This window comes from Planomonospora sp. ID67723 (genome assembly GCF_015711605.1).
GTDB lineage: Bacteria > Actinomycetota > Actinomycetes > Streptosporangiales > Streptosporangiaceae > Planomonospora_A.
On the sequence record NZ_JABTEZ010000001.1, the window covers coordinates 1538250 to 1559684 of the forward strand.

Genomic DNA, 21435 nt, shown 5'->3' on the forward strand with positions numbered 1-21435 from the left:
CGGCCGTCCGGGAGACCCGGGCGGCCGTCCCGCCGGCCGGGGCCTAGCGGCGGGCGGGCTCGGGCTCCTCGGCGGGCTGCTCGTTGCCGCGCTCGGGGACGAAGCGGTAGCCGACGTTGCGGACCGTTCCGATCAGCGACTCGTATTCGGCGCCGAGCTTGGCGCGCAACCGCCGGACGTGCACGTCCACGGTCCGGGTGCCGCCGAAGTAGTCGTAACCCCAGACCTCCTGGAGCAACTGGGCGCGGGTGAAGACCCTGCCGGGGTGCTGCGCGAGGTATTTCAGGAGCTCGAACTCCTTGAACGTCAGGTCCAGCGCCCGGCCGCGGAGCCGGGCGGTGTAGGTGGCCTCGTCGATCGAGAGATCGCCGCTGCGGATCTCGTCGGGGGCCTCCTCCACGGCGGACAGGTTCAGCCGGCCCACCGCCAGCCGGAGGCGGGCCTCGACCTCGGCGGGGCCCGCGCTGTCCAGCAGGACGTCGTCGGCGCCCCATTCCGCGGTCATCGCGGCCAGGCCGCCCTCGGTGACGATCACCATGAGAGGGCAGTCGATGCCGGTGGTGCGCAGCAGGCGGCACAGGCTCTTGGCCTGGGCGAGCTCACGGCGTGCGTCGACGAGGATCGCGTCGGCGGGTGGGGCGTCGATCAGCGCCGACGCCTCGGCGGGTGCGACGCGCACCGAGTGCAGCAGCAGCCCCAGCGCCGGGAGGATCTCGGTGGAGGGCTCCAGGACGTTGGTGAGAAGCAGGAGGTTGCTCACAGGCACTCCTTCGCCGGGCTTGCCCGCAGGCCGCCGTGCGCGGCGGCCCGTTGGCCCAGGTGGCTCACGGTGCCTCCCCCCACGCGGTGCCCGCGATAGCCGTACAGAAACACGTAAGGACCCGGGGGCTACGTCGCCCAGGTCCTTAGGCGAGGATAGCCGACGGGAATGGGGCGTCCAGCGCGCGTCCACCTGGTGAACAGCCGATATCCGGTTAATTCCTCGTGAGCGTATGCTCACACCACCCGTTTTCGAGGAGTTGGGCACAAATGGCGACGGGCACGATCCGCTACTGGGCGGCGGCGAAGGACGCGGCGGGGACCGCGGAGGAGCCGTTCGAGGCGACGACCCTGGAGGAGCTGCTGGCAGGCGCCACGGCGGGCCGCGAGAAGCTGGCCCGGGTGGTGAGGATGTCGTCCTTCCTGGTGGACGGCGACCCGGTGGGGAAGAGGGCGCACGAGACGGTCGTCCTCGCCGAAGGCGCGACGGTGGAGGTGCTCCCGCCCTTCGCCGGAGGGTGATCGGCGGGTTTCGGCCAAGATTGCCGGGGGATGTGCCGCGATGGCACTCTGGCTTGATCCGGGAACGAAATACGGCCGGAACGAACGACGGGGAGTCGGATGCGCAAGCTGCTCGTTTTTCTGATCCTGCTGCTCGTTCTCGCCGGGATCCTGGACAGGGTCGCGGTCGCCGGGGTGCAGCGGGAGATCGCCACCAGGGCCACCGCCCGGTACGACCTCGCCGCCCCGCCCGAGGTGACGATCCTCGGCATCCCGTTCCTGACCCAGGCGATCGCGGGGCGCTACGACGAGGTCAAGGTCGACGTCGGCAAGCTCAACGTGGGCGGCGCCCAGGTGTCCGGGGTGGACGCCACGCTGTACGGGGTCACCGCCCCCCTGTCCGACCTGCTGTTCCACCCCGAGCGGGTGGACATCCGCGCCGAGCGGGTGGTGGGCGCGGTCGTGATCCCCGAGACGACGCTGAACCAGCGGGCCCCCCGGGGGATCAAGGTCCAGGCGGGTGAGAGCGGCCTCGGCGTCAGCGGGGAGATCACCTTCCTCGGCCAGCAGGTCCCGGCCAAGGCCACGCTGCGCGTCGAGGTGATCGAGGGCGGCCTGCGGTTCGTCCCCGAGAAGGTGACGCTGGGCGGCGGCATCACGGTGCCCGACCCCGAGCGGTTCATCACCTACAAGCTGCCGATCGGGAAGCTGCCGTTCAACCTCAAGATCACGGACGTGCGGCCGGTCTCCGGCGGGCTGCAGATCACCGCCGAGGCGGCGGACGTCCCGCTGCGCGGCTGAGCGTGCGACCGGGAACCGCGACCGGGGTGCCGGCGCCGAACCGGCCGATCGGGAAGTGTGACCGGCCTCACCGTGGTTGAGTCGTCCTGTGCCTGAACCGGACCGCCCCGCCATACGTCGTGAGGGTGTGAGCCACGCCGGAACCGCCGACGAGCAGCTCGTCAGAGCTCTCTTCGACGAACACGGCGGGCCACTGTACGGCTACGCCCTGCGGCTGACGGGCGATTCGGGGAGAGCGGAGGACGTCGTGCAGGAGACGCTGCTGCGGGCCTGGCGGCATCCTGACGCGCTCAGCGGGCGCTCGATCCGCGCATGGCTGTTCACGGTGGCCCGCAACCTCGTGTTCGACCAGCACCGGGCGCGCAAGTCGCGGCCCCAGGAGACGGGGGACGAGGCGCTCGCCGTGGTGCCCGCCGACGACGAGCTGGAACGGGCGGTGGAGTCGTGGGCCGTCGCCGAGGCGGTGGCGGCGCTCAGGCCCGAGCACCGCGAGGTGCTCGCCGAGGTCTACTACCAGGGCAAGTCGGTCAAGGAAGCCGCCGAAGCGCTCGGCATCCCCCCTGGAACGGTGAAATCGCGCACGTATTACGCGCTTCGGGCGCTCAAGCTGGCGCTGGAGGAGCGGGGGCTCGCGCCATGACGATGACCTGTGAGGAAGCCCGGATCTCGCTCGGGGTGCACGTGCTCGGGGCGCTGGAGCCCGAGGAGCGCGTGCTGGTCGAGGCGCATCTGGAGGAGTGCGCGGAGTGCCGCGCGGAGCTGGCGGAGCTCACCGGGGTCGCCGGGTTCCTCGGCCGGGTCTCCGAGGACGACGTGGCCCAGGTGGCCAGCCCGCCCCGGGCGGTGCTCGACCGGCTGCTCAGAGCCAAGGCGCGGCGGCGCAGGATGACCAGGGCGCTGCTCTCACTGGCCGCCTCGGTCGTGGTGATCGGACTCGGCGGGACCTTCTGGATGGCGGCGGACCAGTCCGCGGATGAGCCGAAGGCGGCCTCCGCGCCCCAGTACGCCACGGACTCCGGAGGTGAGGCCCGGTCCCTGAACGCCCCGGAGGAGAGCCCCGTCCTGTCCGGTGACGCCACCCGGGAGTTCAAGGCCTCGCCCAGCGATGCCCCGAAGCTGTCGGCCAGCCCCGCCCCCGAGGTCGGCGCCGTGCAGGGCGACCCCGGCGAGCTGGTGGCGAAGGACGCGAAGGGCCCCGTCCGCGCCACGGTGACCGCGGTACCGGGGGAGAAGGCGACCGCGGTCGAGGTCGTGCTCTCCGGAGTCGCCAGGGGTACCCGCTTCCGGCTGGTGGTGGTCGGCGCGGACGGCAGCCGGGAGACGGCCGGGAACTGGATCGTCGACGAGGCGGCCAACGACGAGTCGGGCGTCTTCCCCGGCACGACCACGATCCACCCGGGAAGCATCGAGCGGTTCGAGATCGTCACCGCCGGCGGGCGGGTCCTGCTCGACGTGCGCGTCCCCGGCCGCTGACCGGCCCGTCCCCGGGCGCCGGCGAGAGGCCGGGGACGGGAGCCCGCCGGTACGGCCCCGGGCGGGAATGACCCGCCGGCACCCTGCGTTGTGGTGCTCGATGGGTGGACTGACCGGGCTGGCGGTGGTGGCCGTGACGCTCGCCGCGGCCACGCTCGCGGGCGTGGTGATGCGGCGGCGCAGCGGCGTGCCCCGAGAGGTGAGGGGCGGCGTGGAGCGGCTGACCGCGGGCGAGCTCGGTGCGGAGCTGGGCGATCGGGCCACGCTCGTGCAGTTCTCCAGCGCGTTCTGCCAGCCCTGCCGGGCGACCCGCAGGATCCTCACCGAGGTGGCGGGAATGGTGCCCGGCGTCGCGCACGTGGAGATCGACGCGGAGTCCCGGCTCGACCTGGTCCGCTCGCTGGACATCATGCGCACCCCGACCGTGCTCGTCCTCGACCCCGAGGGGCGGGTCGTGAAACGCGCCTCGGGCCAGCCGCGCAAGGCCGACGTCATCGGAGCGCTGGGACTGGCCGTCGGCGACTGAGCGCCCGGCCGTCCGCGGCCCCGGCGGGGCCGGGCGCCCGGCCCCGCCGGGGCTCCGGCACCGCCCTGAACAGGGACTCGGCGATGCGGGCACGGGGACGACACGCCGTCGCGGGGAGATCCGAGCGGGGCACCTTACCGCTTACCGGGCGATTCCGTCTCACGAACTGGACACGGATGTGACAGATACCGGAATGCCGGGGTAATGTCATCGGCATGCACCCCACGACAGAGCTGCTGACGAAGCGGCGCGCGGTTGACTTCTGCCGCGTGGCCACCGCGCTCTGTCGCGCTTCCTGAGGGCGATCTCAAGCGGCCTCGCGCCGCACCGATCTGCACGACCCTTCAGGAGCATCACGTGATGCAGGCTGATCCCCGGGCTCTCCGCTTCGCCGCGGTCCTCACCACCGTCATCCTCGCGCTCGTCCTCGTCACGGGCAGCGCATGGCTGCTGGCGGTCCAGGCCACGGTGTTCGCGCTGAGCGCCTTCGGCGCCTCGCCGTACGGGATGGTCTTCAAGGCGATGGTGAAGAGCCCTCCCCGGGAGCTGGAGGACGCCCGGCCGCCGCGCTTCGCGCAGCTGGTCGGACTGGCCTTCGCCCTGGCGGGCCTGGTCGGACACGCAACGCAGATCGCGCCGCTGGCCCTCGGCGCCACCGCCGCGGCTCTCTTCGCCGCCTTTCTCAACGCCGCTTTCGGCTTCTGCCTCGGCTGCGAGCTGTACCTGATCATTCGCCGTTTACTGCCCGCCGCAAGATAACCCCGGAGGAATCCCATGAGCCGCTCCGCCGCCCTGGTGGACGCCGACTGGGTCGAGGCCAACCTCGACACCCCTGGTGTCGTGCTCGTCGAGGTCGACGAGGACACCAGCGCCTACGACAAGGGCCACATCCGTGGCGCTGTGAAGATCGACTGGAAGCAGGACCTCCAGGACCCGGTCCGCCGCGACTTCGTGGACCGCGAGGGCTTCGAGGCCCTGCTGTCGGCCCGGGGCATCGCCAACGACGACACCGTGGTCCTCTACGGTGGCAACAACAACTGGTTCGCCGCCTACGCGTACTGGTACTTCAAGCTCTACGGTCACGAGAACGTCAAGCTCCTCGACGGCGGCCGCAAGAAGTGGGAGCTCGACTCCCGCGAGCTGGCCACCGAGGTGCCCCAGCGCCCGGCCACGCAGTACAAGGCCAGTGAGCAGGACAAGTCCCTGCGGGCCTTCCGCGACGACGTGCTCGCCGCGATCGGCAAGCTCAACCTGGTCGACGTGCGCTCGCCCGACGAGTTCACCGGCAAGCTGCTCGCCCCGGCCCACCTGCCGCAGGAGCAGGCGCAGCGCGCCGGCCACGTGCCGACCGCCCGCAGCATCCCGTGGTCCAAGGCGGCCAACGACGACGGCACCTTCAAGACCGACGAGGAGCTCAAGGCCCTCTACGAGGGCGCGGGCGTCGACTTCAGCAAGGACACCATCGCCTACTGCCGCATCGGCGAGCGCTCGGCGCACACGTGGTTCGTGCTGCACGAGCTGCTGGAGCAGGCCAACGTCAAGAACTACGACGGCTCCTGGACCGAGTACGGCTCGCTCGTGGGCGTGCCGGTCGAGCTGGGCGAGGCCCGCTGATGAACCCCCGGACCGGCAACCACACCAGCTCGGTCGTCGGACCGACGAAGGAGGAACGATGAGCACCACCGCTCAGGGCTGCGCCGCACCGGAGCAGACCGTCGCCCTGCCCGCCGGGATCGACCTGTCGACCCAGGCCGTCATCCAGGGCGTCGTCTCCGGCGCGAGCCGGGCCTACGCCCGCCTGCTGGACCACTCCGGTGAGTTCACCGGTGAGGTCGTGGTCTCCGACGAGGGCGTCTTCCGCTTCTTCGCCGCTCCCGGCGACTGGACCGTCCGCATCATCGCGGGCGGCGGCGTCACCAAGGACATCCCCGCCCAGGCCCGCCTGGGCGAGGTCACCCAGCTGTCCGTGGCGGTCTGACCCGCTCGCCGCGGCGGTCCGATCCGCCCGGCGGCGAAGGGCCGGCGCTCCTCCTCCCGCGGAGGGCGCCGGCCCTTCGCCGTCTTCGGAAGCCGGGTGCCTCTCCGGCGTGCGGCCGGGCCTCCGCGGCGGCGCGGGCGGGCCGTCACGCCCGGCTGTGAGCGGTGACGCCGGATCGCTACGATTCGTCGGGTGCCCGGAACGTCTGTCGCGTCCTCGCCCCCGCTCCCCGCCGCCACCCGGGCGTTCCCGGCGTACGCGCTCCCGGCGCACACCTTGCGGATCTTCGGTGCCTGCGCCCTCCCGCTGGTGCTCTGGTTCTCGGCCGGCCGGGCGGTCCGCGCGGCGCTGATGTGGACGGCGACCGAGGTGGCCCACGGCGACCACCGGCAGGTACGGCTCATCGTCACGATGATGATCTTCGTTCTGATCGTGCTGACCGAGCTCGTCGTCGCGGTCGGCATGCTGCGCGCCGTGCGCGGCACGCTCAGGGAGATCCGGGTCCGCCGGGCGGAGAACGAAGCCGACGAGGGCATGTTCGGCGCGCTCGAACGGGTCACGCTGCTCTTCGCCACGGTCTACCTCGCCTGGGGCTTCCACGAGGAGGACGCCAGGGAACTGGTCGCGCTCGACACCATGAAGTGGCTCGACCACGACCTCAAGGGAGCCTTCGCCGGGATCCGGGGAGAGGCCGGCATCCTGCTCGCCGGTCTGGATCTGTGGGTCTCCGCCGCGATCGCCGCGGTGGCCTACGCGCTCAGGACGCTGTTCGGGCTCTGGCACGCGGGCGGCAGGGGGAGGGGCAGCGGCCTGCTCGCGGCCCTCGCCGAGCTGGCCTTCGCCTTCTACGGCCTCAACATGGTGTTCGCCCTCACCTCCTGGCTCTCGCAGTGGCTGGCGGACCGGGTCGCCGCGGCCACGGCCGAGGAGTGGCTGGAGCAGGCGGACCGGGTGGTCCCGGGTTTCAAGGCGTTCCGGGAGGGCTTCGCGCAGCTCTGCACCCTCGCCGCGGACGCGCTGGTCGCCCCGCTGGCCTGGCTGGCGATCGCCGCGCTCGTCTACGGCGCCTTCGCCACGGACACCGGGACGGCCCTCAGGGGAACGCGGCTGGAGGCCGTGACCGGCCGGATGGATCACGCGCACAAGCTGACCCGCGGCACCGCGACCGTCACGATGCTCGGGTTCAGGGAGCGCTGGCTCTCGATCCTGAACGCCTTCCGGCTCGTCGCACACGGCGGCGCGGTGCTGTCGGGGATGTTCTGCCTGTGCCACGTCGCCCTCAGGGCCGGCGCCGCCTACGCCGACCGGGGGGTGAGGACGCTGGTCGGCAGCGACTTCCCGCACTTCTGGCTGCTGTTCGGCGGGTCCCTGGACTTCGTCCGGGACCTGGCCGTGGGAGTGCTGACGGTCTGCCTGCTGGCGGCCACGTTCGACATCGCGGCCACCCGCGGCAGGGAGGCGGGAAAGGCGGTCACCGCCTGAACAGCAGCACCTGGTCCTGGGGCTCGACCTGCTCCGTGCCCGCGCGCTCGAACAGCTCCGCCGTGGACTCCTCCCGCAACGGCACGCGGAGCGTGCTGGGGATGACGCGGACCTCGACCTGGCCGGCGACGTCCCCCGGGACCAGGCTGATCGCGTCGTAGCGGTAGGCGGTGCCGATCCTGTGCTCGGCGGCTTCCGGGGGAAGGTCGTTCCCGGCGATCTCGGTGCGCCACGCGCGGCCGTCGGGATGCCTGACCTCGATGACCGGGTCCGCACGCCGGAGCACGCCCTCGGCGTTCAGCGAGGTCCTGGTCACCGTGATCTTCAGCCACTTGCGGCCGGGCTTGGCCGCTCCGAGCCCCGGGAGGCTGTCCGCCGGCTCGACCTCGGCCCGCCAGGACACGTTCATGAGCGTGCCGGCGCCGCCCGGGGCCACGGGATGGATCCGGTAGGCGGGGTTGCCGCTCCGGTAGAACAGGTAGTTCTCCCAGGCGGGGATCGCGACGGCCAGCGCCACGGCCAGGAGCGCCGCACCGGCGAGCGGGGCCGTACGGCGCCGGCGGGGGACCGCGACGCCGGCCGGGGGCGCGGGCTCCTCCGGCGCGTCGGTCCCGGCGCGCGCGTCCGGGGGGAGCCCCGTGCCGACCGCTGTGCCGATCCCTGTGCCGACCGCGCCCGCCCCGGCGGGTTCCTGCGGGCGGCAGGGGGCGGCGGGCCTGGGCAGCGGTGCCGCCGGAACGGCGGGGAACGGCTGGGTCGAGACCCCCGCCTCCTCCCCGGAGGGCCTGGGCGGAGGCGGCCAGACCTGTTCGTCGGGGAAGACCCGCCGGGGGCCCGGCACCCACGGGGGGCCGGCGGGCAGGCTCCGCCGGGGGGCGAACCAGTCACGGAGGCCCTCCTGCTCGGGGGGCGGCGCACCGGTCACCTCCCGGCCTCCAGCCGGTGGACGTCCTTCGCGGCGGCGATCAGGCGCTGCGTCCCCGCGTCGTCCAGCCCCAGGTCGATCTCCACCTCCGGCGGGTACGCCTCCCCGATGAACCCGCCGTTCTCCGGCGCGAGCACGATCCGGGAGCCGGTCAGGGCGGAGACCGGGACGTCGAAGACCGCCACACCCTCGGTCCACCAGCCCGGCTGGACGTACGGATGGGTGATCGTCAGGGAGGGGTCGACCTTGTCGGTGGCGGTGTACCGCCTGCCGTCCCCGGCCAGCAGCACGGGAGGGCCGAACCGCTGCGGCTCCCGATGGGCGGTCGCCCCGGCCTCGACGACGACGAAGATCCCCGAGGTGGTGGCCGTCCCGGCGGTGCCCGCCGCGTCGGCGGTCTCGACGGTCCTGGCCCCGTACACCGCCCTGACCCGGGCGGTGAAGCGGGAGGCGGCGACCTCTTCCCCGACCGTGCCGGTCCAGGTCAGCGGGGCGCCGCGTTCCCCGGGCCCCGGGGCGGCGGACTGGACGGCCACCGCCGCGGCGGCCAGGGCGATTCCGGCGAGCAGGGCGCCGGCCCGGCGCAGCCCGCCCGGACGCCGGGGCGGGAGAGGAGGAGCGGCGGTTCCGGGCCCCGCGGGAGTCCCAGGGGCCTCGGCCGTCACAGGGGTCCCACGGACCGCGGAAGTCACAGGGGTCGCGGGGGTCGCGGTGCTCAACGGCCGGTTCCCTTCCGCTCCACCGGAAGGACGACCTGGGCCGCGACCTTCGGCGGGGCGCCGGCCGCCTTGCCGTCCGTCTCCAGGACCAGGCCCAGGTCCGCCCCGGTGAAACTCTCGGGTGAGGGGTCGAACGTCCCGACGTCGAGGCGGACCTCCTCGGGCGGGCGCAGTCCCCGGGGCAGCTCGTACCTGAACACGACGGTGGAGGTCGTCCCCGGATGGAGCTGCCTGCTCGGCACGCCCTCGTCGAGGATCGCCGAGACGGGGGCGGAGTCCTCCCCGAGCGCCGGGGTCACTCTCAGCAGGGACTTGCCGTAGAGCAGGCCCTTCTCGCCGGGAGAACCCACCTCCTCGGTCCTGCGGCCCTTGTTGGTGACCTCGATCTCGATCTCCAGGAACCGCTTGCCCGCGCCGCCGTACCGGCCGGGCTGGAACACGGTCCGCGAGGCCAGGAATCTGGTGAGGAAGAGCTTCTGGTCGACGACGCCGCCGGGACCGAGCCGTCTGGGGGACTCCTTCGGGGCCTCTGCGAAGCCTCCGAGCGCGGCGACGGTCCCCAGAGCGGCGGCGATCACCAGAGCGGTGAGAGGCACCGCGACCGCACGGCGCCGCCTGGTGCCGCCGGAGGGGGACGTCATGACAAGGCATGGTAATAGCTGATCTGAATATCATCAGACTCATCCGCCCCATAAGTCGTGGTGGACGCGCGGAAAATACAGTGGATTGCCAGGAACGCCGCCCCAAGAGGAGATATAGCTTTTACGCTGTCACGGAGGCGGACGAGAGCCCTATGGCGGAGGTTCCGTGACGGACGTGCATCCCGAGCATGCGCAGCTCCAGGCGGACCGGATCTACCTGGGCTGGCAGTATGCCCTGCTGCATCCCGACCCGGGCCCGGCCCCCAAACGCCCCTCCCCTGCCGAGGAGCCCCTCCCGGAGGTCGACCCCGAGTGGGTGCGCCGCGAACGGCTCAACGAGGACCTGCTGAACCGCCCGGTCAAGATCGTCCGATGGTTCATGGTCGGGATGGCCCTGGTCATCGCCGCCGTCGCCGCCGTCGGGCCGATGGGCTGGCCGTTCGCGGTGGTCGGGCTGGTCGTCGCGCTCGGGATCGCCGGGTTCTGCACCTACGCGATCCATCAGGGAGACCGCGCGGTCCGCCACCGCATCCGGGAGCGGCAGGCAGCCGGGGAGCGGCTGCGCAGGGAACGCGACAGGGAGCTCCACCGGGCCCAGGAGGAGCACGCCGCCCGCTACCGCGAGTGGGCCGAGCGCAAGGAGCGCTACGACCGCCAGCTCACCTGGTACGCCGTGGCCGTGCCCGACGAGCTCGACCGCATCGACGTGGCCGGGGGCACGCTGCCCGGATGGTCGGCGCTGATCACCCTGCTCGGCGCGACCCGCCTCTACAGCGGCGGCCACCTGACCGTGCTCGACCTGTCCGAGGGCGCGGTGGCCAAGGACCTGATCGAGCTGGCCCGCCGGGGCGGCGACGAGCCGCTGGTCTGGGTGCTCCCGGTGGACCTGCCCAAGCTCGACCTGGGGGCGACCCTCGCACCCGAGGCCTTCGCCGACGTGCTCGCGCACGTGGTCAGCGTCAGCGAGGAGCACCGCACCACCCGCGACCTCTCCTTCGACAACGCCATCCTGGAACGGGTCCTGGAGGTCCTGGGCGAGAACGCCACGATCAACCAGGTGACCGCCGCGCTGCGCGCCCTCGCCCAGGTCGGAGACCCCCGCGACGACCTGCGCTACGGCCTGATCACCGCGACCCAGCTGGAGCGGATCGGCACCCTCTTCGGCCGGGGGGTCAGCGACCGGGTGGTGATCGAGCGGGCCTGGGCGCTGGAGTCGCAGCTGCGCAAGCTGGAGACCCTCGGCTCGCAGGCCGTACGGCTGCCGCCCGCGCGCCTGCGGGTGGTCTCCATGGACCGCCAGGCCGGGGTGTTCGGCAACCGGGTCCTGGGCACCTACGTGGCCACCGCGCTCACCCACATCCTGCGCCAGTCGCCCACCGCGGACCGGCCGTGGTACCACACGATCATCGTCGCCGGCGCGGACAAGCTCCGCGGCGACGTGCTCGACCGGCTGATGGACGCCTGCGAGACCTCCAGGACCGGGCTGGTGCTGACCTACCGCTCGCTCACCCCGACCGTGCGGGAGCGGCTGGGCCGCGGGCACGCTGCGGTGGCGTTCATGCGACTGGGCAACGCCGAGGACGCCCGGGTGGCCAGCGAGCACGTCGGCACCGAGCACCGGCTGGAGCTCGCCCAGCTCACCGAGACGGTCAGCGCCGCCGGGGCCGGGCTCGACGGCGGCTACACCTCCACGATCGGCCGGGCCGGGGAGGACGGGAACGGACGGGACGTCGGCCACGCCGACCTGAAGGAGGACATCACCGAGTCCACCGAGTGGGGTCGCCGGGCGAGCAAGGCCCTGGGCGAGACCGAGCGGGTCCTGCACCGCTCCAGGGAGTTCCTCGTCGAGCCCCACCAGCTCCAGCAGCTCCCCACCACCTCGGTGATCATCACTGACGCCACCGCCCACGGCCGCCGGGTACGGCTGGCCGACGCCAACCCGGCGATCCTGACCTTCCCCCGGACGACGCTGGGGGAGTTCGACGAGATCCGGGAGGCGACGCGGGTCCACCCGAGGGAGCCCGCCGGCGACGGGGTTCCGGAGCCGCGGGAGGAGCCGAGTCCCTTCACCGAGGCCCCGCCCAACCTCGGCCCGCCGCCGCCCCGGCTCGACTGGCGCAGACAGCGGTGAAACACCTGGATAGTGCATGGATCTGGTAATGGCCTCGCCAAGGCGGGGGTATGGCCCCCGAGTGAGGTTCGACCGTAGTCGTGCCGCCAAGCCTCACCGGTCACGGTGAGGCGACCGGTGAAGCGTCAACCCTCCGGCCTGGAGCCGGGTCCTCCTGGTGGAGACCATATGCAGCAGAGCGTGTCCCGTCTTCCGTACAGCCTGACCGGCCCCTGGTACCGGATCCAGGCGATCACGGCGCCCTCGCGCAGCTCGTCGGCCGAGTGGGACTTCGTCACGGTCCTGCCCGCCGTTCTCTCCGCGGCCCAGCACGGCCGGCCCTTCGTGATCGGCTGGCTCTCCCGGGGTTCCGGCGCGCCGCTGGAGCTGGTCACCAACGCCGGACCGCTGACCCCGCCCCGCTCGCCCCGCCGCGCCGTCACGGCCACCGAGGGCGAGTCGTTCCCGGCGGGCCCCGAACCGCTGCTGTTCCCCGGCGGTGCGCGGGGCGTGCGGGTCGGCGACGAGTGGCTCCGCGACCTGTCCGACCTGGTGTGGACGACCTGTCCGGGACGGCAGGCGCCGCCGCTGGGCGGGCGGCGCGAACCGGACCCGGAGGAGGTCAGGCGGCCGACCCTGTTCGAGTCCACGCTGGTGACGCTCATGTCCCGGCCGTTCGCGTGGCTGGTGGTGGCCGAGCCGACCGATCTGCTCGACGCCGAGGTCGCGCACCTGCGCACCCAGCTCAACGTGCTGCGGCAGTACGGCGACGCCTCCGAGCGCTCCCGCTACGACGCCGAGCGGGCCGAGCGGCGCATGCAGGAGCTCGACGCCTTCCGCGAGGCCGGGCTCTGGAACGTGCGGGTGCTGGCCGGGGCCGCGGGGCCCGAGGAACTGCGGCAGATCGCCCCGGTGCTGGTCGGCTCGGTCGAGATGAGCCATCACCCCTACCGCCTGCGCAGCGCGCTGTACGGTCCGATGCTCCCCCTCGGGGAGGCGCTCGCCGCGTCCTTCCAGGACCCGGCTGACGGCACCGCCACTCCCTTCGCCGCCACCGCCGGGGCGCTCGCCGCCCTGGCCGGGCTGCCGCGCAGGGAGGTGCCCGGCGTCCGGGTGCTCGACGCCGGCTTCTTCGACGTGACCAGCGAGACCGACCCGGCCCCGGGCGAGCCCGTGCTCGAACTCGGCGCGATCCTGGACGGCCAGAACCGCGCGGTGGGGTCGTTCAGGGTCCCCCTCGCGACCCTGAACCGGCACGCCTTCATCACCGGTGCGACCGGCTCCGGCAAGTCGCAGACGGTCCGCCACCTGCTGGAGCAGCTCACCGGGGCGGGCATCCCGTGGCTGGCCATCGAACCGGCCAAGTCCGAGTACGCCGCGATGGGCGGCCGGATCGAGCACCTCGCCCCGGTGACCGTGATCAACCCTTCGGCTCCGGACAACGTGCCGTTCAGCGTCAACCCGCTCGCCCCGGAGCCCGGCTACCCGGTCCAGGCCCACATCGACATGGTCCGGGCGCTGTTCATGGCCGCCTTCGACGCCGAGGAGCCGTTCCCGCAGATCATGTCGCTCGCCCTGCAGCGGGTCTACGAGGCCAACGGCTGGGACGTGGTCACCGGCGGCGCGGCTCCGGGGGCGGCCACGCGGCCCGCCGTACCGACCCTGGAGCAGCTCCAGCGGCACGCCATGGACGTGATCAAGGAGATCGGCTACGGCCGGGAGGTCCAGGCCGACGTCGAGGGATTCATCTCCCTGCGGCTGCGCTCTCTCCGGGTCGGCTCGGCCGGCCGGTTCTTCGAGGGCGGTCACCCCGCCGACATCGGCGACCTGCTCCAGCGCAACGTGGTCCTGGCCATCGAGGACGTCGCCAACGACGAGGACAAGGCGTTCCTGATGGGCACGCTGATCATCCGGATCGTGGAGCACCTGCGGATGCGGGCCAGGTCGTCGAAGACCTCCGGGCTCCGGCACGTCATCGTGATCGAGGAGGCGCACCGGCTGCTGCGCGATCGCGGCGCGGGCCGGGCCAGCACGCACGCGGTCGAGCTGCTCGCCGGGATGCTCGCCGAGATCCGCGCGTACGGCGAGGGCATCGTGGTGGCCGAGCAGATCCCCACCAAACTCGTCTCCGACGTGGTGAAGAACACCGCGCTGAAGGTCGTGCACCGGCTCCCGGCCGAGGACGACCGCCAGCTGGTCGGCGCCGCGATGAACCTGAGCGAGGAGCAGTCCCGGCAGGTCGTCTCGCTCCAGCCCGGCACGGCCGCGGTCTTCGCCGACGGCATGGACCGGCCTCTCCGCATCGAGGTGCCGCTGGGCGAGGCCCGCGAGCGTGCGATCCCCGGGCAGACCCCGCCGATCTGCGGGCGCCGTTCGGCGGCGTGCGGCCAGGAGTGCCGCGACGACCGGGCCTGCACGCTGATCGAGCTCCGCGAGGCCGACCTGCTCGCCGAGGCCCCGGAGTCGGCCTGGCTGCGCATCTGGAGCGACACCCTGGTGCTGGCGTTCTGCGTCAACCGCCCGCTGCCGGGCGCCCCGCGGGCGCTGGCCGACCGCTGGACCGAGCTGCCCGCGCGGTTGCGGGAGTGCCTGCTGGCCACGGCCGTGGAGCGCGCCGTCGCCCGCCGGTCCTGGGCGCTGCGGACCGTAGCCGATCCCGCCGCCCTCACCGAGCAGGTGGCCGCGGCGGCCGCGCGGCTGCTGGGCCCGGAGCGCACGCCCGGCGAGCGGCCGGGGGCCGCGTGGGTGATCCCCCAGGTCCGGTGGTTGCACGAGGTCGACAGGCTCTTCCCGTACGGGCACCCGGCCCCCGACCCGCACGCCCCCGCGCCAATCATGGACTACCCGCTGTTCGACCACCCGACGGGCGACGCCGAGCTGCTCGGCCACCGGGCCCGGGCGCTCCGGCACCACCCGCTCTCCATGGAGGTGGACCGGAACCGCACGCTGGCCTGGCGGGCCCTGCTCGGTGACGACGAGTACGCGAGCGTGGAGCAGGACGTCCTCATGGTCACGATCGGGGTGGACCCGCACGAGCGGCTGCGGCACGTGGCCCAGTCGATGGGAGCGGGATGGCTGGAGGGCGTGCTCTCCTGGCCGCACCGGTTCGTCCTGCCGTTCGACACGGAGTCCCCGGAGACCGCGGAGCTGGCCTTCGCCGAATGACGGAAGCGTCACGGTATGGGGCGGGCCTGCTCGTGTAGGCGATGGCCGTGCCGACCCGGCTAGGATCGGCGCATGAGTCAGCTACCGCTGCGGGCGCAGCTCGCGAGTGTTCTCGGCCGTACGGCCGCGACGCTGTCCCGGGCGACCGGACGCGGCGACGGATCGGTGATCGGCGGCCGGGTCGGCCTGGCGCTGGAGCCCGACCTGCTGCGCAAGCTCGCGCAAGACCGCAAGCTCGCCCTGGTGAGCGCGACCAACGGCAAGACCACCACGACCCGGCTGATCACCTCTGCCCTGCAGGATCTGGGTGACGTCGCCACCAACGCCTTCGGCGCCAACATGCCCGCCGGCCACGTCTCGGCGCTCTCCTCGGCCAAGGACGCCCCGTACGGCGTGCTGGAGGTCGACGAGAAATACCTCCCTGAGGTCGTCGACACCACGGGCGCGGGCGTGATCGTCCTGATGAACCTCAGCCGCGACCAGATGGACCGGGCCGCCGAGATCTGGCTGCTGGCCCAGAAGTGGCGGCGCGCGCTGGCCGGGCGGAACGTCCACGTGATCGCCAACGCGGACGACCCGCTGGTGACCTGGGGCGCCTCCACGGCCGCCCGGGTGACCTGGGTCTCCGCCGGGCAGCCGTGGAAGGAGGACTCCTGGTGCTGCCCCGAGTGCGGCGGCCCGCTCGACCGCAAGGGACTCGACTACGTCCCGCCCGGCGGTCACGTCTCCGGGGTCCCGGGCGCGACCACCCAGGCCGAGAACGACTGGGCCTGCCGCGAGTGCACCTTCCGGCGGCCGGAGCCGTCCTGGATCCTCGACGGCGACGCGGCGATCGACCCGCGCGGGCAGCGGTGGGCGCTGGACATCCAGCTTCCGGGCCGGGCCAACCGGGCCAACGCGGTGATGGCGCTGGCCACCGCCGAGGCGTTCGGCCTGCCGGTGGAGCGGGCGCTGCCCCGGCTGCGCGAGGTCAGGTCGGTCGCCGGGCGCTACACCACGGTGGAGCGCGACGGCCGTCACGCCCGTCTGCTGCTGGCCAAGAACCCGGCGGGCTGGCTGGAGGCGTTCGACGTGCTCGACCCCTCGCTGCCGGTGATCCTCTCGGTGAACGCGCAGGGTCCCGACGGGCGCGACACGTCCTGGCTGTGGGACGTCGACTACCGGGTGCTGCGCGGCCGGCCGGTCTACGTCACGGGAGAGCGCCGGCTCGACCTCGCACTCCGGCTCGAGGTCGCGGACGTGCCGTTCCAGTTGGCGGGCTCGTTCGGGCAGGCGCTCGCGGCCCAGCCGCCGGGCAAGGTCGACGTGATCGCCAACTACACCGCCTTCCAGCAGATCCGATCGGAGTTCGGTCGTGCCGTCTGACAGCGTCCTGCGCCTCGTCTGGATCTACCCGGACCTGCTGAGCACCTACGGAGACCAGGGCAACGTCCTGGTCCTGGAACAGCGCGCCCGGCGCCGCGGCATCCCGGTCGAGACCGTGCACGTGCGCTCGGCCGACCCGGTCCCGGAGAGCGGGGACATCTACCTGATCGGCGGTGGCGAGGACCGGCCCCAGATCCTCGCCGCCGAACGGCTCCGCCGCGACGGCGGGCTGCACCGGGCCGTCGCGCGGGGCGCCGCGATGCTGGCGGTCTGCGCGGGCTACCAGATCATGGGCAGCACGTTCGGCGGCGAGGAGGGGCAGCCGGTGGACGGCATCGGGCTGCTCGACATCGCCAGCGGGCGCGGCGCCGGCCGTGCCGTCGGCGAGCTGGTCGCCGAGACCGACCCCGCGCTCGGCGTGCCCACCCTGACCGGCTTCGAGAACCACATGGGCGTCACCCGGCTCGGCCCCGGAGTGCGGCCGCTGTCGCGCACGGTGGTCGGCACCGGCAACGGCGACGGCACCGAGGGCTGCTACGCGGGGAAGGTCGTCGGCACCTACCTGCACGGTCCGGCCCTGGCCCGCAACCCCGGCCTGGCCGACCTGCTGCTGACCTGGGCGACGGGCGCCCAGCTGCCGCCGGCCGACGACACCTGGTACGAGCGCCTGCGCGGGGAGCGGCTGGCCGCGGTCCTGCCCCGCCCGTAGGAGGCGCCCGTCCCGCAGAGGGACCCGCTCCCGGCGGCCACGCGGCCGCCGGGGAGCACGCCGGCGAGGACGGCCCCGGGAGAGCGCGCCCTCAGTAGACGAGCGCCTGGACGCCGTCGCCGAGGGCCTCCTCGACGAACGTGGGGGCTCCCGCGATGCGGATGCCCTCGATCACGTCGTCGACCGTGATGTCCCGCCGGGCCGCGCACTGCGTGCACAGGGTCACCCGGCCGGCGGCCAGCACCGCGTCGAGCAGGTCGCCGAGCTGGGCGGCGTGCGGCAGGGTGAACTCCTTCGCCCGGCCGGGCAGGGCGAACCACGAGGACTCGCCGGTCAACCAGAGCGAGACGGGGACCCCGCTCGCCAGCGCCGCCGCCGCGACGGTGAACGCCTGGTTGCAGCGTTCCGGAGCGTCCGCGCCGGCGGTCACCTTGATCACCAATGATCGTGCCATGTTTGAAGACTATTCGGCCGCGCGCCACGGGCGCGAGCCAGGATCGGCGTCCCGTTCCGGGAGCCTTGGATACGCTTTGGATCCATGGACGTTCCTGAGCTGCATGCCGACCTTGAGCCGATCGCCTTCCTCGTGGGCCGGTGGGAGGGCGCCGGGGTCGGCGGTTACCCGACGATCGAGAGCTTCAACTTCGGCCAGGAGATCGTCTTCGGGCACAACGGCAAGCCGTTCCTGACCTACACCAGCCGGACCTGGCTGCTGGACGAGGCGGGCAACCGGGTCCGCCCGCTGGGCACCGAGACCGGTTTCTGGCGCCAGCTCCCCGGCCGCCAGCTGGAGGTGTGCCTGTCGCACCCGACGGGCATCGTGGAGATCTACGTGGGCGAGGTGGTCTTCCACAAGATCGAGCTCCACACGGACGTGGTGGCCCGCACCGCGACGGCGAAGGAGTACACCGGCGGTCACCGCCTCTACGGCCTGGTCAACGGGAACCTGATGTGGGCCTACGACATGGCCGCCATGGGACAGCGGCTCCAGTCGCACATCTCCGCGGAGCTCAAGCGGGTGGGCGACTTCGTGCCCGACGTCGTCTGAGGGCGGGACGCCTCCCGGGAACGGACCTCCCCGGAGGCGCACGCCCGCGAGCCGCACCCGCCTCCGGGGAGGCGGGTGCGGCTTCCCCTGGCTACGATGCCGGGCATGAGCACCCCTTTCACCCCTGACGCGGTCGAGGCGATCAAGCGCCACATGAACGACGACCACGCCGGCGACGCGCTGCTGATCGTCAAGGGCCTGGGCGGGCAACCGGAGGCCACGGCGGCGACGACGTCGGGCGTGGACGCCGAGGGGATCGAGTTCGCCGCCGTCGTCGGCGGGCGGGATGTCACGGTCCGCGTCCCGTGGAGCACGACCCTGACCGAGCGCGCCCAGGTCCGCTGGGAGGTGGTGCGCCTCTACCGGGAGGCCTGCGCCGCGCTCGGGGTGCCCGCCCGCGGCGAGCACTGAGAGCCGTCGGAGGGCGGAGCCACCGGCGGGTACGGCCCGCGGGCGAGGCCCGGAAGCAGGGAGAAGCCGGGAGAAGCCGGGAGAAGCCGGGAAAAGAAAGAACCCCGGGCCGATTCCTCCCGCGTGAGGCGGAAGGGCCGGATGGACCAAAGGCGGGGATTCCCGCCCTCCGGCAGCCCGGGGTTCCGGTGATTGTCGTGGATTCGCCGAACGTCGCAGGACGTCCGGACAGAGTCCGGAGCTGCGGCGTCCTAGCGGACAGCCACCTCGCTAGCCCAACTATGATCAACCATTGTTCGGACCACCTCCTTTCGGCGTGATCCGTACGTTATGCGACCGAATCCGCAGGGGCAAGTAAATATTCAGCAAGGGGATCTCCGCAGGTGAGGCCCAATATCCCCATCTCCGCTCCGGTGTCCGGCCGTCGCCGCGGCGTGCGGCTCGTAGACTCTGGACATGACCGAGACGTCGTGGCATGAGGAACTGCGGGCGCGCGGTTATCGGGTCACTCCCCAGCGTCAGCTGGTGCTCGAGGCGGTCAAGGCACTGGAGCACGCCACCCCCGAGGAGATCTGCACGCGGGTGCGCGAGACCGCCCGCGGGGTGAACATCTCGACCGTCTACCGGACCCTCGAACTGCTCGAGGAGCTCGGCATGGTCGCCCACAACCACCTCGGTCACGGCGCGCCCACCTACCACCTGGCCGCCGAGGCCGACCACGTGCACCTGGTCTGCCGGGGGTGCGGGGAGATCAGCGAGGTCCGGCCGGAGCTGGTGCAGACCCTGGTGACCGGGCTCGACCAGGAGCTCGGGTTCGCCACCGACGTGCACCACCTGACGGTCTTCGGCCGCTGCCGCAACTGCCGCTGAGCGGACGCCGGGCACCGAATAGGCTTGGAACATGCGAAGCCCTCTGCTGGACACCCCCGGCGCGGTCGCCGCCGACACCCCCGACTCCGGCGTCGCCGGACACTACGGCGACCCTTTCGCCGAGCAGCGCGCGCTGCTCGCCGGCGAGGCCATGGTCGACCGGAGCAACCGGGAGGTCGTCAGGATCTCCGGGCCCGACCGGCTGAGCTGGCTCAACAGCCTGAGCTCGCAGAAGCTCGACGACCTGCGGCCCGGCCAGGCGACCCAGACGCTGCTGCTGGACGCCCAGGGCAGGGTGGAGCACCACCTCACGCTGGTCGACGACGGCGCGGCCGTCTGGGCGCACGTGGAGCCGGGCACCTCGGCCGAGCTGGTCGCGTTCCTGGACAAGATGCGGTTCATGCTCCGGGTCGAGGTCGCCGACGTGACGGCGGACTACGCCGTGGTCACCGTGCTGCCGGCGGCCGGCGGGGCCCGCCCGGCCCTGCCGTCCGGGGCGGTCGCCGTCGGCGACGACGTGCTGCTCCCCAGGGAGCTGCTCCCCGGCCACCTCGGCCTGGGGCTCGCCGGACTCTGGGCCTACGAGGCGCTGCGGATCGAGGACCACCGGCCCCGCCTCGGCTTCGAGACCGACCACAAGACGATCCCGCACGAGGTGGGCTGGATCGGTACGGCCCTGCACCTCAGCAAGGGCTGCTACAAGGGCCAGGAGACCGTGGCCCGGGTGCACAACCTCGGCCACCCGCCGCGCCGCCTGGTCTTCCTGCACCTGGACGGCAGCGTGGACAGGCTGCCCAAGCACGGCGCGGCCGTGACCGACGGTGAGAACGAGGTCGGCTTCGTCGGCAGCGCCGCCCGCCACCACGAGCTCGGCCCGATCGCGCTGGCCGTGGTCAAGCGGACCGTGCCGGTGGACTCCCCGCTCCAGGCCGACGGGGTGGCGGCCTCCCAGGAGGTCATCGTGCCGCCGGACGCCGGCCGCAACGTCCAGATCGACCCCGCCCTGCGCCGCCGCATCCGCTGACCGCCCACAGGTCAGGCGGTCCAGTCCTGCCGCGCCGCCCACCGCTCCACGGTGGTGGGGGCCGGCCGCAGGATCCCGGCGGGCGGCTGAGGCGGGGCAGGGGCCGCGGCGGCCTGCCGGTAGACCTCCGCGACGCCGGCCGCGGCGTCGGCGCCGAGGACCGGTTCCAGCAGCCGCCGGTACTCCTCGGGGGTCACCTCGCTCCAGCGCGTCTCGCGGCCCGCCGCCGCGCCGACCGCGGCCGCGACCCGGTCGCCGGTGACCGGCGGTCCGGCCAGCACGCTGACGGCCGCCGGGCGGTCTTCGCCCAGGGCGGCGGCCGTCGCGTCGCCGACGTCGTCGAGGGTCACCCAGGGCATGGGCGCCCCCGAGGGCAGCGGGTAGGCCACTTCGCCCTTCTCCCGGATCCTCCGCACCGACCAGGGCATCAGGAGGTTCTCCAGGTACGTGCCGGCCGGGCCGATCACCGATGCCTTCTCGACCGCGTCCGGCAGCCGCCGCGCGAGCATGATCCGCGCGTCGACGTACGGCACCCCGATCGGTTCCGGCGGCAGGGACATGCCGGGGTTGAACACCACGCGCGCGATCGCCGCCTTGGCCAGGGCCGTCAGCAGCGTCTCGGCGTAGACGACGGCGATCGGGGTGAACACCAGCGGCAGCTGCACCACCACGGCGTCGGCGGAGCCGTACGCCCGCACCAGTGAGTGGGGGTCGGTCAGGTCGGCCGAGCGCGTGTCCAGCGGCCGGACCTCGTATCCGGCCGCCTGGAGGCGGTGAGCGAGGCGCGAGCCCTGGACGCCCCTGGCGCCGTGGACTGCGACGGTTTTCGATGTCATGCCGGTGACATTAAGGAAGGTGCTTCATATTGTGAAGTAGGCACTTTTGCTGTAGTAGCTTTAGTCATGGAAAGCTTCCAGGGAGAGCACCT

24 protein-coding genes are annotated in these 21435 nt (G+C 72.9%); 18 read left to right on the top strand and 6 right to left on the bottom strand.

Annotation, left to right across the window (positions count from 1 at the left end):
- Window positions 1-43: 43 nt before the first annotated feature.
- Window positions 44-760 (bottom strand): response regulator transcription factor, encoded by a 717-nt coding sequence (locus HS041_RS07320; RefSeq protein WP_196439723.1) that lies wholly within the window; start codon window positions 758-760, stop codon window positions 44-46.
- A 269-nt stretch (window positions 761-1029) separates the two neighbouring features.
- Between HS041_RS07320 and HS041_RS07325 the strand changes: the two genes are divergently transcribed.
- The 10 genes from HS041_RS07325 (at window position 1030) to HS041_RS07365 (ending at window position 7520) form a co-directional block, all read left to right on the top strand.
- Window positions 1030-1281, top strand: a complete 252-nt coding sequence (locus HS041_RS07325; RefSeq protein WP_196439724.1) for a MoaD/ThiS family protein — start codon at window positions 1030-1032, stop codon at window positions 1279-1281.
- A gap of 99 nt (window positions 1282-1380) precedes the next feature.
- The gene (locus HS041_RS07330; protein WP_196439725.1) at window positions 1381-2061 is read left to right on the top strand and encodes an LmeA family phospholipid-binding protein; all 681 of its coding nucleotides are present in this window, start codon (window positions 1381-1383) and stop codon (window positions 2059-2061) included.
- A 127-nt stretch (window positions 2062-2188) separates the two neighbouring features.
- Complete coding sequence (locus HS041_RS07335) at window positions 2189-2701, top strand: sigma-70 family RNA polymerase sigma factor (RefSeq protein WP_196439726.1); 513 nt, start codon at window positions 2189-2191, stop codon at window positions 2699-2701.
- A complete protein-coding gene (locus tag HS041_RS07340) occupies window positions 2698-3534 on the top strand; it encodes an anti-sigma factor family protein (protein WP_196439727.1) in 837 nt (278 codons plus the stop codon). Before HS041_RS07335 ends, HS041_RS07340 begins: the two co-directional genes overlap by 4 nt.
- A 100-nt stretch (window positions 3535-3634) precedes the next feature.
- The gene (locus HS041_RS07345) at window positions 3635-4060 is read left to right on the top strand and encodes a TlpA family protein disulfide reductase (protein WP_196439728.1); all 426 of its coding nucleotides are present in this window, start codon (window positions 3635-3637) and stop codon (window positions 4058-4060) included.
- A 215-nt stretch (window positions 4061-4275) separates the two neighbouring features.
- Entirely contained in the window at window positions 4276-4359 is an 84-nt protein-coding gene (locus tag HS041_RS40385) for a putative leader peptide (protein WP_374058838.1), read from the top strand.
- Between the two features lie 61 nt (window positions 4360-4420).
- Entirely contained in the window at window positions 4421-4819 is a 399-nt protein-coding gene (locus HS041_RS07350) for a DUF4395 domain-containing protein (protein ID WP_196440815.1), read from the top strand.
- 15 nt (window positions 4820-4834) lie between these two features.
- Window positions 4835-5674, top strand: a complete 840-nt coding sequence (locus tag HS041_RS07355) for a sulfurtransferase (protein ID WP_196439729.1) — start codon at window positions 4835-4837, stop codon at window positions 5672-5674.
- A 58-nt stretch (window positions 5675-5732) separates the two neighbouring features.
- Window positions 5733-6038 (top strand): DUF1416 domain-containing protein, encoded by a 306-nt coding sequence (locus HS041_RS07360; protein WP_196439730.1) that lies wholly within the window; start codon window positions 5733-5735, stop codon window positions 6036-6038.
- 192 nt (window positions 6039-6230) lie between these two features.
- Window positions 6231-7520 (top strand): hypothetical protein, encoded by a 1290-nt coding sequence (locus HS041_RS07365; protein ID WP_196439731.1) that lies wholly within the window; start codon window positions 6231-6233, stop codon window positions 7518-7520.
- Here HS041_RS07365 and HS041_RS07370 read toward each other — a convergent pair.
- The 3 genes from HS041_RS07370 to HS041_RS07380 are packed head-to-tail and all read right to left on the bottom strand — an operon-like array spanning window position 7510 to window position 9805.
- A complete protein-coding gene (locus HS041_RS07370; RefSeq protein ID WP_196439732.1) occupies window positions 7510-8445 on the bottom strand; it encodes a hypothetical protein in 936 nt (311 codons plus the stop codon). The two genes, HS041_RS07365 and HS041_RS07370, sit on opposite strands and share 11 nt — an antisense overlap.
- A complete protein-coding gene (locus HS041_RS07375) occupies window positions 8442-9110 on the bottom strand; it encodes a hypothetical protein (RefSeq protein ID WP_196439733.1) in 669 nt (222 codons plus the stop codon). Before HS041_RS07375 ends, HS041_RS07370 begins: the two co-directional genes overlap by 4 nt.
- A gap of 50 nt (window positions 9111-9160) precedes the next feature.
- Complete coding sequence (locus HS041_RS07380; RefSeq protein ID WP_196439734.1) at window positions 9161-9805, bottom strand: hypothetical protein; 645 nt, start codon at window positions 9803-9805, stop codon at window positions 9161-9163.
- Window positions 9806-9971: 166 nt separating this feature from the next.
- On the opposite strand from HS041_RS07380, the gene HS041_RS07385 reads away from it, so the two are divergent.
- From HS041_RS07385 to HS041_RS07400, 4 genes are all read left to right on the top strand, one after another.
- A complete protein-coding gene (locus HS041_RS07385; protein WP_196439735.1) occupies window positions 9972-11936 on the top strand; it encodes a hypothetical protein in 1965 nt (654 codons plus the stop codon).
- A gap of 180 nt (window positions 11937-12116) precedes the next feature.
- On the top strand, window positions 12117-15080 hold the full coding sequence (locus tag HS041_RS07390; protein WP_307845198.1) for an ATP-binding protein: 2964 nt from the start codon (window positions 12117-12119) through the stop codon (window positions 15078-15080).
- Window positions 15081-15152: 72 nt separating this feature from the next.
- On the top strand, window positions 15153-16445 hold the full coding sequence (locus HS041_RS07395; protein ID WP_196439737.1) for a MurT ligase domain-containing protein: 1293 nt from the start codon (window positions 15153-15155) through the stop codon (window positions 16443-16445).
- Window positions 16435-17154 (top strand): type 1 glutamine amidotransferase, encoded by a 720-nt coding sequence (locus HS041_RS07400; RefSeq protein ID WP_196439738.1) that lies wholly within the window; start codon window positions 16435-16437, stop codon window positions 17152-17154. The genes HS041_RS07395 and HS041_RS07400 overlap by 11 nt, the downstream gene beginning before the upstream one ends.
- A gap of 91 nt (window positions 17155-17245) precedes the next feature.
- Here the strand turns inward: HS041_RS07400 and HS041_RS07405 are convergent, their stop codons facing one another.
- The gene (locus tag HS041_RS07405; protein WP_196439739.1) at window positions 17246-17608 is read right to left on the bottom strand and encodes a DsrE family protein; all 363 of its coding nucleotides are present in this window, start codon (window positions 17606-17608) and stop codon (window positions 17246-17248) included.
- Between the two features lie 84 nt (window positions 17609-17692).
- Here HS041_RS07405 and HS041_RS07410 point away from each other — a divergent pair, with 84 nt between their 5' ends.
- The 4 genes from HS041_RS07410 to ygfZ all read left to right on the top strand — a co-directional run bounded on the left by HS041_RS07410 (window position 17693) and on the right by ygfZ (window position 20507).
- On the top strand, window positions 17693-18202 hold the full coding sequence (locus HS041_RS07410) for a heme-binding beta-barrel domain-containing protein (protein ID WP_196439740.1): 510 nt from the start codon (window positions 17693-17695) through the stop codon (window positions 18200-18202).
- A gap of 105 nt (window positions 18203-18307) precedes the next feature.
- Window positions 18308-18613, top strand: a complete 306-nt coding sequence (locus tag HS041_RS07415) for a DUF2470 domain-containing protein (RefSeq protein ID WP_196439741.1) — start codon at window positions 18308-18310, stop codon at window positions 18611-18613.
- Window positions 18614-19069: 456 nt separating this feature from the next.
- The gene (locus tag HS041_RS07420) at window positions 19070-19483 is read left to right on the top strand and encodes a Fur family transcriptional regulator (protein ID WP_196439742.1); all 414 of its coding nucleotides are present in this window, start codon (window positions 19070-19072) and stop codon (window positions 19481-19483) included.
- Between the two features lie 31 nt (window positions 19484-19514).
- Window positions 19515-20507, top strand: a complete 993-nt coding sequence (gene ygfZ / locus HS041_RS07425; RefSeq protein ID WP_196439743.1) for a CAF17-like 4Fe-4S cluster assembly/insertion protein YgfZ — start codon at window positions 19515-19517, stop codon at window positions 20505-20507.
- Between the two features lie 11 nt (window positions 20508-20518).
- On the opposite strand, the gene HS041_RS07430 is transcribed toward ygfZ, so the two are convergent.
- Window positions 20519-21343: an SDR family oxidoreductase gene (locus HS041_RS07430; protein ID WP_196439744.1), complete on the bottom strand. Its 825-nt coding sequence runs from the start codon at window positions 21341-21343 to the stop codon at window positions 20519-20521.
- Between the last annotated feature and the right edge of the window lie 92 nt (window positions 21344-21435).

Excerpts from the sequence above, each read along its gene's own strand:
- HS041_RS07325 (WP_196439724.1), top strand. The coding sequence starts at position 1,030 with ATGGCGACGGGCACGATCCGCTACTGGGCGGCGGCGAAGGACGCGGCG.
- HS041_RS07330 (WP_196439725.1), top strand. The coding sequence starts at position 1,381 with ATGCGCAAGCTGCTCGTTTTTCTGATCCTGCTGCTCGTTCTCGCCGGG.
- HS041_RS07340 (WP_196439727.1), top strand. The coding sequence starts at position 2,698 with ATGACGATGACCTGTGAGGAAGCCCGGATCTCGCTCGGGGTGCACGTG.
- HS041_RS07345 (WP_196439728.1), top strand. The coding sequence starts at position 3,635 with ATGGGTGGACTGACCGGGCTGGCGGTGGTGGCCGTGACGCTCGCCGCG.
- HS041_RS40385 (WP_374058838.1), top strand. The coding sequence starts at position 4,276 with ATGCACCCCACGACAGAGCTGCTGACGAAGCGGCGCGCGGTTGACTTC.
- HS041_RS07350 (WP_196440815.1), top strand. The coding sequence starts at position 4,421 with ATGCAGGCTGATCCCCGGGCTCTCCGCTTCGCCGCGGTCCTCACCACC.
- HS041_RS07355 (WP_196439729.1), top strand. The coding sequence starts at position 4,835 with ATGAGCCGCTCCGCCGCCCTGGTGGACGCCGACTGGGTCGAGGCCAAC.
- HS041_RS07360 (WP_196439730.1), top strand. The coding sequence starts at position 5,733 with ATGAGCACCACCGCTCAGGGCTGCGCCGCACCGGAGCAGACCGTCGCC.
- HS041_RS07380 (WP_196439734.1), bottom strand. The coding sequence starts at position 9,805 with ATGACGTCCCCCTCCGGCGGCACCAGGCGGCGCCGTGCGGTCGCGGTG.
- HS041_RS07395 (WP_196439737.1), top strand. The coding sequence starts at position 15,153 with ATGAGTCAGCTACCGCTGCGGGCGCAGCTCGCGAGTGTTCTCGGCCGT.
- HS041_RS07405 (WP_196439739.1), bottom strand. The coding sequence starts at position 17,608 with ATGGCACGATCATTGGTGATCAAGGTGACCGCCGGCGCGGACGCTCCG.
- HS041_RS07410 (WP_196439740.1), top strand. The coding sequence starts at position 17,693 with ATGGACGTTCCTGAGCTGCATGCCGACCTTGAGCCGATCGCCTTCCTC.
- HS041_RS07415 (WP_196439741.1), top strand. The coding sequence starts at position 18,308 with ATGAGCACCCCTTTCACCCCTGACGCGGTCGAGGCGATCAAGCGCCAC.
- HS041_RS07420 (WP_196439742.1), top strand. The coding sequence starts at position 19,070 with ATGACCGAGACGTCGTGGCATGAGGAACTGCGGGCGCGCGGTTATCGG.
- ygfZ (WP_196439743.1), top strand. The coding sequence starts at position 19,515 with ATGCGAAGCCCTCTGCTGGACACCCCCGGCGCGGTCGCCGCCGACACC.
- HS041_RS07430 (WP_196439744.1), bottom strand. The coding sequence starts at position 21,343 with ATGACATCGAAAACCGTCGCAGTCCACGGCGCCAGGGGCGTCCAGGGC.